Raw genomic sequence first — 12,098 nt, forward strand, 5'->3', positions numbered from 1 at the left:
AAGCGCGTCGCCAATACACGCCAGTGCGCGGGTTCACGGCCGGCTATATGCTCGGATGGCACATCCACTCCGCCATCAGGAGCACCGACGCATGGAACGCATTTCCCTGGACTCGATTCCGGGCCTCGGCCGCGCGCGGCGCGAGCGCAAGGCCACCGCTCTGCCCTTACTCTGCCTGCTCGCATTCGCGCCGCTCGCAACGGCGCAGGACACCGCGCCGGACGAACGCGATCTCGATCAGCCGGTGATGGCGCGCATGCTGCGCTCCGGCGACGCCGCCAAACCGCTGCTGAGCCTGACGCCCAAGGGCGCGCAGCCGCTGGACACCCACGAAGCCCAGCTGGACCTGCGTATCGTCTATACCCGTTCGCGAATCTGGAACCCCGAGAGCCAGCGCTACGACGAGGTCAACCTGCGCTCCTACCAAAGCCCGGGCACCCATCCTGACGTGCCTTTCGTGGCGCCGACCATCGTGACTTCGCCCGGCGAGACCGTGCGCATCCGCCTGGACAACAGCCTGCCCGAGCAGAAGGACTGCGCGCACTCCGACATCAACATCCCGCACTGCTTCAACTCCACCAACCTGCACTCGCACGGCCTGTGGGTCAGCCCGACCGGCAACAGCGACAACGTGCTGCTGACGCTGCGACCGGGCGTGAAGTTCGAGTACGAATACAACCTGCCCGCCGACCATCCGGCCGGCACCTACTGGTATCACCCGCATCTGCACGGCTCGACCGCGCTACAGGTGTCCAGCGGCATGGCCGGCGCGCTGCTGGTGCGCGGCAACCGCCTGCCCGCGCCGGGCCGCACCGGCGATCTCGACACCCTGCTGCGCGAGCCCGACGGCAGCGCCCTGCCCGAGCGCGTGCTGCTGTTCCAGCAGGTCGCCTACGCCTGTCGCGACAAGGCCACCGGCAAGATCAAGGTGCGCAAGAACGCCGCCGGCGAGACCGTGGCCTGGGTCTGCGACCCCGGCGATGTCGGCGAGATCGAAGGCTACGACCAGTTCGGCTTCGAGCCCGGCGCCAAGATCGACACCTGGGTGCAGTCCGGGCGCCACACCAGCATCAACGGCGACGTGCTGCCGACCTTCACCGGCCTGGTCGCCGGCCGCATCGAGCGCTGGCGCCTGCTGCACGCGGGCGTGCGCGACACCATCAACCTGCAGTTGCGCGAGCTGCGCGCCAACCCCGGCAGCCTGGAAGGCCTGTCCGGCACCGCGCTGGACAACTGGGTCGCGCGCAATTGCACCGGCCCGGTGGTGCCGCAGTTCGAGGTCGCGGCCGACGGCCTCAGCCATGCGCGCGCGATCGAGAAAGCGGAGAACGTGTTGCAGCCGGGCTATCGCAGCGACGCCCTGGTCGTGTTCCCCAAGGCCGGCCAGTACTGCGTGATCGACGCCGCCGCGCCGGCCAGCGCCAGCATCCTCAACGCCGCCGAGGACCGCCAGCTGCTGGGCGTGGCCACCGTGGCCGCGGGCAGCGGCGCGCCGATCGCGCAGTTGCGGCCCTACGTGACCGATCGCCTGGTCGCGGCCGCCGAAACCCAGATGCCGACCGACCTGCGCGCCGGCATCGTCGCGGCGCTGCGCGACGGCCTGCGCCTGGACGCGTTCGTGCCGCACCCGGATATCGGCGACGGCGAACTCACCGGCAAGCAGGACCTGGTGTTCAACATCGACGGCAGCCGGATCCCGAACGTGTACATGGTCGACGGCTACCCCTACGACCCGAGCAAATCGCGCGACCTGATCCTGGGCAACGTCGAGGAATGGGAACTGCGCTCGGAGCTCGGCGGCCATCCCTTCCACATCCACGTCAATCCGTTCCAGGTCTCGCGCATCCTCGACCCGCAGGGCCAGGACGTCAGCGTCAGCGGCGAGAAGAACGACCCGCAATACGCCAACACCAAGGGCACCTGGAAGGACACCCTGTTCGTGAAGAAGGGCTATCGCGTGTTCGTGCGCACCCGCTACCAGCGCTACATCGGCGAGTATGTCCTGCATTGCCATATCCTCGAGCACGAGGACCAGGGCATGATGCAGAACGTGCGCGTATTGGTGCCGGACGGCAAGGGCGGCGGGATCGACAGCAGCCGGCATCATTGAGGCCGGGCGCCGTAGGGTGCGGTGGCAACCGCACCGGCGCGAGGTTTCGGTGCATGGCGATGATGCGGTTCGCCTATGGCTCACCACATCCTACGAACACGGCGCGCTTGTTTCGGCGCAAGTCGTAGGGTGCAGTGGCAACCGCACCGGCGTGGGGTTTCGGTGCATGGCGATGATGCGGTTCGCCTATGGCTCACCGCATTCTACGAACGCGGCGCGCTTGTTTCGGCGCAAGTCGTAGAGTGCGGTGGCAACCGCACCGGCGCGGGGGTTCGGTGCATGGCGATGATGCGGTTCGCCTGTGGCTCACCGCATCCTACGAACGCGGTGCGCTTGTTTCGGCGTATGCCGGGGTGCGGTGGCAACCGCGCCGGCGCGAGGCGCATGTCTAGCGAGCGTTACCGCCTCAGGGCTTTGCGTGCGCGCGCTCGTCCTCGCGCAGGATCCGGCGCAGTTCGATGATGGCCTGCGGGGTCTCCTGCACGCTGTGGCCGGAGGTGATCGCGAGTTCCGAGACCGCGCCGTCCAGGTGCGCGCTGGCGTAAGGCACATAGCCGTCGCTGGACTGCGCCAGCGGCAGTGCCGGGTCCTTGCGGCCGACGATGGTGTGGAACGGCAAACCGGGCTCCATCGGCACTCCGGCGGTGATGCGCATGAACCACGAGGTCGGGCTCAGATCGTCGGGACCGGTCGGCGGCCGTCCCTTACGGAAGCCGACCTTCTGCAGCGCCTGCTCATCGACGTCGGCGCGCTGCGCCAGTTCGGCGGTTTCGCGCAGCACCTCGAACGGCAGCCCGATCAGCTTGCGCACCACTCGCAGGGCCCAGCCGTCGGCCACGCCGGCACCGCGATGCGGCGCCGCCATGAACACCACGCGCCCGACCTGCGGCATCGGCGCGAACACGGTCAGGCCGCGCACCAGCGGCTCCTGGCGCAGGCGCGCGGTCTGCTCGGGCGAGAACGAGGCCAGGCTGGCGTCGAGCACGCGCTCGCCGCTGTCGCTGACCAGCAGGCGCGCGATCACCCCGCCCATGCTGTGCCCGACCAGCACCGCATCCCGGCTGGCGGCATCGTCGCCGTCCGGATCGTAGTGGCGGAAGGTGGCCTGCAGCGCGGCGTCGATCGATTGCCGGCTCGCGAGCAGGCCCAGGTTGGTCGGATAGAACACCTGCCAGACCTGGTACTGGTCGCGCAGCTCGTCGTCGCCCAGCAATTCGTTGGCGAGGTTGACCCAGGCCTCTGGGCTGCTGGCCAGGCCATGCACCAGCACGATCACGCGCTTGTCGGGATCGTAGGGCTGATTGAGATAGACGCGCGGCTTGAACACCGTGCTCTGGCGCGGCTTGAGCAGGCTGGCCAGGCTCAGCTTGGCCAGGTCCGAACGCGCCAGCCACACACCGTAGGCGGCCGAGAAATTCGCCGCCAGGGGCACGGTGCGCCCGGCGATGGTCTCGCTGTCGATCCGGTACGGGTTATAGGCGTCCACGCGCAGCTGGCGGCTGGCCAGCACCGCGTCCAGGCTGTCGCCCGGAAAACGCACGGTCACCGTCACCGGCAGGTAGCGGGTGTCGCGGTAAGCGACCTGGGCCTGATCGGGGTCGCGCTGCGGACGCGGATACACCGCGACCAGGCTGGAGCCGAAACCGTCGCGGCGATACACCGCGCGCAGGTTGTCGAAGCCCAGGGTGTCGGAGGCCAGCAGTTCGTCGGGCTGGGTGCCCAGCTGGCTGGCTTCGAAGCCGTGCAGGACCACGGTGGTCTCCAACTCGCCGACCCGCACCGGCGAACTGCCGACGCCGCCTTCGGCGCGGCTGGCCTCGAAGGTGGCCTGAGCCAGCAGCTCGACCGCCCGGTTGTAGATCGCCAGCACGCGCTGCTGGCGCGATTCGAACACACGCTGCTCGGGCGTGCGCGGGGTCAGGAACAGATAGGCGTAGGACCAGCGCGCGGCATCGGCCGCCAGCTGGGTGCGCAGCGGCGCACCCGTGGCCTGCGCCTCTTTGTCCGATTGCAGGCGCGCGAGCTGCAATTCCGCCGCGGTGGCCAGCCAGGCCTCCACCGGCACGGCGGCGCGTAATTGCTGCACGCAAGGCGCGGGATCGCGCGTGCAGGCGCCACTGTCCAGGCCGGCCGCGGCCAGGGAGGTGGTGGCGTCGGTGCTGAGCTTGCCGCTGCTGAGCACGTCGGCGCGACGCGCGATCGCGGCATCGTCGGCGGTGTGCTGCTTGACCGAGACCACCGCGCAGCCGCTGAGCAGCAGCCAGGCCAGGGCCAGCACCATCGTTTGCAAGTACCGCCGGCTGGATCGCATCCCGCCTCCGTTGCTGGATCAGGCCGCCATTGTCCGCTTATGCGAGGGCGGCGGTAAACGCGCGCGGCGCCCATCGGCCGCCGACCCGCCAAGCGGTCCAAGCCGGCCGGGAAGCACCGGCTGGACCGCCCGGTCTTCACGTAGACTCCGCGAACGATCTTGCTGCGCACACGGAGGGGGGCCTGCCATGCACACGCCAGAAGCGTCCGCGGAACCGGAACCGCATTACCAGTACATCGACTACATCCACGTAGGCGCCTTCGTGGCGCGCTTCGTCGTGCAACGCCTGGTCGACGGCCAAGTGATCAGCCAGACCCGTTTGCTCGGCCGCATGACGCACCATCGGGGCCAACGAATCGATTTGGGAACGCTGCATTTTCATGGCCAGCGCTTGAACGTGGGCGATCACGTGCGCCTGCGCATCGGCGCGGTCGGCGGCGTGCGGCGCAGCGGGCCTTCGGTGGCATACGCGCCCAACGGCGAGGCCGCCCGTTTCGAGGTGCGCGGCACGACCTTGGCGTTTACGATCCGCCAACACTAGGCCACGCTGCGCTTCCGGGGCGAGCCTCTGCACGAAGGCGTGAGGATACCCGCGCAAGGCGTATCGCCCGACTCGGTCGCGTCGCCCTCGCAACGCGCAAAAAACCCCGCCTCGCGGCGGGTTTTTTGGTTTCGCGCGAACGGCGCACGCACTGCAACCGCTACAGATTTCCGCTCACATACAGACGCACTTCGTTGGCCGGAAGCGTGCAACGCGCGGGATCGCCTGCGTAATGCTGCGACTCATCGTCGGTCCGCCTCCAGGGAAACATGCGCCAGACGCGTTCGGGCATGCCGCCCTGATAAGCGGAGATCAACCGATTGTTGATGAAGCTATTGTGGTATCCCGCGCATTCCAGCGCACGCGCGATTTCCGGAAAACGCGCCTGGCATTCGGGATCGCACACATCGTCGGCATAGAATTCGGTGGCGCCCGCGCGCTCGAAGGTGTTGCTATCGAAGGCGTTGAAATTGCTGCGATCGCGAACCTTCACCGGCGCACCCGAGTTGAAATAGAAGCGATTGCGCTTGATTGAATTGTTGTCGCTGAAATGACCGAGGTAGACGCCATGCAGCAGTTGCGCCCGCTGACCGGCTTGGTTCTCGACGCGTATGAAGTGGCTGTTCTCGATCAAGTTGTTGGATGAGTTTGACAGCACGATGGCGCCGTATCCGCTACCGGTATCGTTGCCGGTCCAGTAGGTGCCGATATTCAAGAAGTACATGCCGAACACGACGTTGCGGTTGAGTCCCGCGGTGTTCTTGGCGTAGTAGGCGGGATTGCCGCCATCGGTGTCCTCACCGTAGGGCAGGCCGGCGACGCTGAGGCCATCGGAGTATTTTTCGACCTGCAGATAGTAGAAGCGCAACCGACTGTCGCCGCCGTTGGGCAATGCGCCGCCCACGCGTGCGATCAACCAGGGCCCATTCGGATAGGTGCCGTCGCTGTTCTGTTTGTTCCTGAACACGGGAAGCCCGGCAATGCTGCCTCCGCCCGCGCCATAAACGTAGTCGATGGGCAGGAACGAGACCGTGTGGCCCGGTACATAGAAGGTCCACGAGCCCAGCGGCGGCGCCTCGTACACGCCCTGGCGAATACGAACCTCGACATCCGAATCCGGCCGCGCATCGGTCAGCACTTTCTGCACCTCCGCCAACGTGGCGACCGGGGTAGCGGTGCTCAGCCCATCGTTGAAGTCCGAACCGCCGGCATCGGCTGGCGCCATGTACACGGTGAAGATCCCGCCAGCGGCACTCGCCGGAGCCACGGCGCAAGCCGCGAATATGAGCAGAATCAGAGCCGAGGAAACACTGAATTTTTTGAGTGCATTTTTTACGCAAAGTTTGCGCACAAACTCAATCCGCATCTTCATATCGCGCTCCATGTGGTCAGTCGTCCGTCGTTCGAGCCTAGTCAGATCGACGGCGCGCCGCAAATGGCCGCGATCGCGCGCAACAAAAAAGCCCCGCATCGCTGCGGGGCTTTTCGTTTGCGTTTTGCGGGTGTTACGGACTTAGAAATCCATGCCGCCCATGCCGCCCATGCCACCGCCGCCCGGCATCGCCGGCTCGTCCTTCTTCGGCAGCTCGGCGACCATCGCCTCGGTCGTGATCATCAGACCGGCGATCGAAGCCGCGTTCTGCAGTGCGGTACGGGTGACCTTGGTCGGGTCCAGGATGCCGAACTCGAGCATGTCGCCGTATTCGCCGTTGGCGGCGTTGTAACCGAACGCGCCCGAACCTTCCTGCACCTTGTTGAGGATGACGGAGGGCTCTTCGCCAGCGTTGGTGACGATCTCGCGCAGCGGGGCTTCCATCGCGCGCAGGGCGATCTGGATGCCGTGGTTCTGGTCTTCGTTGGCGCCCTTCAGGCCCGCGATCGCGGCCTTGGCGCGCAGCAGCGCGACGCCGCCGCCCGGGACGATGCCTTCTTCCACGGCAGCGCGGGTGGCGTGCAGCGCGTCTTCAACGCGTGCCTTCTTTTCCTTCATCTCGATCTCGGTCGAAGCGCCGACCTTGATCACCGCAACGCCGCCGGCCAGCTTGGCCACGCGCTCCTGCAGCTTCTCGCGGTCGTAGTCCGACGAGGTCTCTTCGATCTGGGCCTTGATCTGCTTGATGCGGGCCTGGATCGAGTCGCCGTCGCCGGCGCCGTCGATGATGGTGGTGTTCTCCTTGGAGACCTGCACCTTCTTGGCGCGGCCCAGATCCTTGATCGTGGCCTTCTCGAGCTGCAGGCCGACTTCCTCGGAGATCACGGTGCCGCCGGTCAGCACGGCCATGTCTTCCAGCATCGCCTTGCGACGGTCGCCGAAGCCCGGGGCCTTGACGGCGCAGACCTTGACGATGCCGCGGATGGTGTTGACCACCAGGGTCGCCAGCGCTTCGCCTTCGACTTCCTCGGCGACGATCAGCAGCGGCTTACCGGCCTTGGCGACGCCTTCCAGCACCGGCAGCAGGTCGCGCACGTTGGAGATCTTCTTGTCGTACAGCAGCACGAACGGGTCGTCCAGCTCGGCCGACATCGACTGCTGGTTGTTGATGAAGTACGGCGACAGGTAGCCGCGGTCGAACTGCATGCCCTCGACGACGTCGAGCTCGTTCTCCAGGCCCGAACCGTCCTCGACGGTGATCACGCCTTCCTTGCCGACCTTGTCCATCGCCTGGGCGATCAGGTCGCCGATGTCGGCGTCGGAGTTGGCCGAGATCGCGCCGACCTGGGCGATTTCCTTGCTCGTCGACGACGGCTTGGAGATCTTCTTCAGCTCTTCGACGGCGCCGATCACGGCCTTGTCGATGCCGCGCTTGAGGTCCATCGGGTTCATGCCGGCGGCGACCGCCTTCATGCCCTCGCGGATCAGCGCCTGGGCCAGCACGGTCGCGGTGGTGGTGCCGTCGCCGGCGTTGTCGGAGGTCTTGGAAGCGACTTCCTTCACCATCTGCGCGCCCATGTTCTCGAACTTGTCGGCCAGTTCGATCTCCTTGGCGACGGACACGCCGTCCTTGGTGATCGTCGGCGCGCCGAAGCTCTTCTCGAGCACGACGTTGCGGCCCTTCGGACCGAGGGTGGCCTTGACGGCATTGGCGAGCACGTTGACGCCGCGCACCATCTTGGCGCGAGCGTCCTCACCGAAACGAATTTCTTTGGCAGCCATTTTGAAACTCCGGGATTTGAGATTTGGGATTCGGGATTGGCAAGAGCGGGAGCAGACGTCGGGTTGGGCGGGATCACAGCGCAAGCGCTTTACGAATCCCGAATCTCCAATCCCGAATCTCGGCTCTTAGCCGACGATCGCGAGGACGTCGTCTTCCTTGAGGATCTTGTATTCGATGCCGTCCTGCTTATAGGAGCTGCCCGAGTACTGGCCGTAGATGACCTTGTCGCCGACCTTGAGCTTCGGCGCGCGCAGGCTGCCGTTGTCCAGGGCCTTGCCTTCGCCGACGGCGACGACTTCGCCCTTGGTCGACTTTTCCTTGGCGGCGTCGGGGATGATGATGCCGCCGGCGGAGACTTCGTCGGCTTCGATCGGCTTGACCACAACGCGGTCGTAAAGCGGCTTGAGATTCATGGCGACCTCTGTAAGTGACTGAATGGGTGGAGAAAGAACGGTAATTTTAGCAGTCGCCCCGGCGGAGTGCCAATGCCGGGGACAAAAAACGCCCGGCGAACCGGGATAGCCACGAGATGGGGCGGCGGCGGGGCTTTTCAAGCGCCGGGATGCGATTGGCCGCCGGGCGGTAGGGCCGCGCAGCCTTCGGGCGGCGGCGGGAGCCCTAGTGCTGGAGCGGTGGCGGAGGCCTCTCATGCTGGAGCGGCGGCGGTGGCGGCAGTCCCTCCCTGTAGGAGCGGCGCAAGCCGCGACCGCGTCGCCGCCGAAGTCGCGCGGTCGCGGCTTGCGCCGCTCCTACCCCAAAGTAGGCCCCAAGGCAGGCACCACGACAGGCCGGCCCGCGCGCGCCCCTGGACCCGGACGCATCGAATGCATCGCCCGCAAACGCATCTGTCCGTGTGGGAGCGGCGTAAGCCGCGATCGCGTCATCGCAGTGGTGGCCCGCTCGCGGCTTGCGCCGCTCCTGCCCCAAAGCAGGCGCACTCGAAACATCGAGTGGAAGCTGGCTTGCGATTCGCATCGCGCTGCGCATCGCGTCGCGCGCGTTCCGATCGCCCAAAAGAAAAGAGCGCGTCCCGTGGAACGCGCTCTTTGGTGCGGAGACGGCCGTCCTCAGCATGGCGCGATCCTGCGCCCCTTCCCCCGAACCGACCTCGTGTCGTTTGCCCACATCCTTGTTGGCGTGAGTGGATGGTGTTCACTCCACGTCACATTTTCTAGGTGCCTGGTCGCGAAATCTGCCGACTCCTGGTGGCACCGCGAAAGCATGAACGCCGTCACCATTGACTTACGACCACCCAGTAAGCTCATATTGCTACCGAAAGCACACAAGGTCTCCTCTCTATTGGTCGCCTAGTGACTTTTGGTAGCAAATGGCTATTTCTTAGGCAAAAACCCCTAACCCACCTAGCAAGGAGCGCAAGGATGACGCCTCAACAACGGATTCGACTGGCCCGGCGCCACGCCGGCATGTCGCAAGCGGCCCTGGGTTCGGCCGTCGGCGTGCAGCGTAGCGCGGTCGGCCACTGGGAAAGCGCGCAGGGCAAATTCCCCAGCGTCGCGCATCTGCGCGAGGTCGCGCTGATTACCGGCGTGCAGTTCGAATGGCTGGCGACCGGGCGCGGCAAGATGAACCTGTCGGCCGACACCGAAATGGATTCGGTGGCCGCCGCCGACGCCCTGCTGGTCGAGGACCCGCTGGAACTGCGCCTGATCGTGGCCTTCCGCGACACCCCGACCAAGTCCAAGGCGCCGCTGGTGGAAATCGCCGAGCAGCTGGCCGAGCTGCGCACCGGCCGTCCACGCGCCACGCTCACCAAGGGCACACGCGTGGTCTTGTAGGCGGCGCCGCCTGCTGCGCTGCGGCAGACGATGTCACAAAGGCCGACTAGACTCCGGCGACTACCTGGGGAAAGGGAGTCGCCCAATGTCGTTGTCATTACGTCGTTCCTGTCTGAGCCTGTCCTGCCTGAGCCTGCTGATGGCCGCCGCGCTGCCCACCGCCGCACCGGCCGCCGTCTTCATCAACGAATTCCACTACGACGACGCCACCTCCGCGGGCGACGTCGGCGAGAAGATCGAGGTCGTCGCCACCGCCGGCGAAACCCTCAGCAATTACCGCATCTATCTGTACAACGGCTCGACGCCGTCGGCCGCCACCAGTTACGACAACGACCTGCTGCCCGCCGGCAGCCTGGTGTCCTGCGGCGGCAGCGTGCGCATCGGCGTGCTGAGCTATCCCACCAACGGCATCCAGAACGGCAGCAACGACGGCTTCGCGCTGGTCGACGGCAGCGGCAACGTGGTCCAGTTCCTCAGCTACGAGGGCGCGATCACCGCTTCCAGCGGCCCGGCCGCGGGCATGACCAGCACCAACCTGCCGGTCTCGGAAAGCGGCTCGACGGCGGCCGGCACCTCGCTGCGCCTGTCCGGCAGCGGCAGCACTTACGCCAACTTCACCTGGCAGGCCTCGGCCGCGCAGAGCTTCGGTGCCTGCAACGCCGGCCAGACCTTCTCGACGCCGAACCCGGCGCCGACCGTGACCTCGACCACACCGGCCAACGGCAGCAACAGCTTCCCGGCCGCCGGCGATCTGGCGGTCAGCTTCAGCGAAGCGGTGACCCTGGGCAGCGGCGCGCTCACGCTGCAGTGCGCGAGCTCGGGCACGATCGCGCTGACCTACCCGTCCAGCGGCACCAGCTTCACCGCCTCCACCGGCACCGCGCTGGTCGCGGGCGAGAGCTGCACCTACACCGTGGTCGCTGCGCAGGTCACCGACAGCGGCGGCGCGCATCCGTCCGCCAACACCGTGGTCAACTTCAGCGTGGCCAGCGGCGGCGGTGGCGGCGGTTACTACGCCCACGTCAACACCAGCAGCGCCAGCCAGCTGCGCTGTTCGCTGCACGAGACCATCAAGGGCCACACGGTCTATCCCTACAGCGGCGGCACCACCAACACCTGGACCATCCTGGAGATCGCCGACGAGGATCCGAACAATTCCGGCCGCATCCTCGACGCCTATCGCAACCGCAGCTACCTCAAGGTCACCGACCGCGCGGGCAGCGGCAGCGGCCTGAAGTACAACCGCGAGCACACCTGGCCGAACTCGCTGGGCTTCGGCAGCACCACCGGCAACCTCGGCCTGCCCTACGCGCCGTACACCGATACCCACATGCTGTACCTGACCGACGCGACCTGGAACGCCGACCGCGGCAACAAGCCGTACGCGGACTGCACCCTGGCCAGCGGTTGCGGCGAGCGCATCACCGAGGCCAACGCCGGCTACGGCGGCGGCAGCGGCGTGTATCCGGGCAATTCCAACTGGGTCAAGACGCCCGACGGCAACGCCGGCTCGTTCCAGGTCTGGAACCACATGAAGGGCAACATGGCGCGCGCGGTGCTGTACATGGCGATCCGCTACGAAGGCGACAGCCATCCGGTCACCGGCCAGGGCGAGCCGGATCTGGAGCTCACCGACGACCGCAGCAAGATCGTGATCACCTCGTCCTCGCCAGCCTACATGGGCCTGCTGAGCACGCTGCTGGCCTGGCACACCCAGGATCCGCCGGACGCAGCCGAACTGGAACGCAACGAAGTGATCTTCAGCTTCCAGGGCAACCGCAATCCCTTCATCGATCATCCGGAGTGGGCGAGCAACGCGCTGTTCACTTCGAGCAAGCCGGCTAGCTGCGTGTTGATTCCGTAATCGCGGCTACTGCCGCTATGACGAGCGCCCGCGAGATGCGGGCGTTCGTTTTTTGGGAAGGCGAAACCAGCGGGAGGGGCATTCTCTAGCTGCAGGTGCCTACTCGCAGCGATGGTCTGCCGCTTGGCGATGGCCTGCCGCTTTCTGTGGGAGCGGCGTGAGCCGCGATGACGCCACTTCGGCCACCACGCGATCGCGGCTCACGCCGCTCCTACAGGGGAACCGTCGTCGTCTGTTCGCAGCAACGCCTCCTCCACGTATCGCCGCGCGGGCTTTGGGGTAGGAGCGGCGTGAGCCGCGACTACGCCACTTCGGCTACGG

At 66.5% G+C, this 12,098-nt stretch carries 8 protein-coding genes; 4 read left to right on the top strand and 4 right to left on the bottom strand.

What is annotated here, in order from left to right; translation table 11 throughout:
* The first annotated feature begins 91 nt into the window (after positions 1–91).
* Positions 92–2,110: a multicopper oxidase domain-containing protein gene (locus tag ASE43_RS14015; protein WP_057160911.1), complete on the top strand. Its 2,019-nt coding sequence runs from the start codon at positions 92–94 to the stop codon at positions 2,108–2,110.
* 406 nt (positions 2,111–2,516) lie between these two features.
* Here the strand turns inward: ASE43_RS14015 and ASE43_RS14020 are convergent, their stop codons facing one another.
* Complete coding sequence (locus ASE43_RS14020) at positions 2,517–4,421, bottom strand: alpha/beta hydrolase (protein WP_157499937.1); 1,905 nt, start codon at positions 4,419–4,421, stop codon at positions 2,517–2,519.
* A 187-nt stretch (positions 4,422–4,608) separates the two neighbouring features.
* Between ASE43_RS14020 and ASE43_RS14025 the strand changes: the two genes are divergently transcribed.
* Complete coding sequence (locus ASE43_RS14025) at positions 4,609–4,962, top strand: hypothetical protein (RefSeq protein WP_057160913.1); 354 nt, start codon at positions 4,609–4,611, stop codon at positions 4,960–4,962.
* 160 nt (positions 4,963–5,122) lie between these two features.
* On the opposite strand, the gene ASE43_RS14030 is transcribed toward ASE43_RS14025, so the two are convergent.
* The 3 genes from ASE43_RS14030 to ASE43_RS14040 all read right to left on the bottom strand — a co-directional run bounded on the left by ASE43_RS14030 (position 5,123) and on the right by ASE43_RS14040 (position 8,530).
* Complete coding sequence (locus tag ASE43_RS14030) at positions 5,123–6,346, bottom strand: right-handed parallel beta-helix repeat-containing protein (protein ID WP_162258796.1); 1,224 nt, start codon at positions 6,344–6,346, stop codon at positions 5,123–5,125.
* Between the two features lie 129 nt (positions 6,347–6,475).
* Positions 6,476–8,116: a chaperonin GroEL gene (gene groL / locus ASE43_RS14035; protein WP_056180298.1), complete on the bottom strand. Its 1,641-nt coding sequence runs from the start codon at positions 8,114–8,116 to the stop codon at positions 6,476–6,478.
* Between the two features lie 126 nt (positions 8,117–8,242).
* Positions 8,243–8,530 (bottom strand): co-chaperone GroES, encoded by a 288-nt coding sequence (locus ASE43_RS14040; protein WP_056180300.1) that lies wholly within the window; start codon positions 8,528–8,530, stop codon positions 8,243–8,245.
* Positions 8,531–9,496: 966 nt separating this feature from the next.
* Here ASE43_RS14040 and ASE43_RS14045 point away from each other — a divergent pair.
* Entirely contained in the window at positions 9,497–9,913 is a 417-nt protein-coding gene (locus ASE43_RS14045; protein ID WP_082576554.1) for a helix-turn-helix transcriptional regulator, read from the top strand.
* Positions 9,914–9,998: 85 nt separating this feature from the next.
* Positions 9,999–11,777, top strand: a complete 1,779-nt coding sequence (locus ASE43_RS14050) for an endonuclease (protein ID WP_056180306.1) — start codon at positions 9,999–10,001, stop codon at positions 11,775–11,777.
* Positions 11,778–12,098: the final 321 nt, after the last annotated feature.

It is taken from the genome of Lysobacter sp. Root983, assembly GCF_001429345.1.
GTDB lineage: Bacteria > Pseudomonadota > Gammaproteobacteria > Xanthomonadales > Xanthomonadaceae > Lysobacter.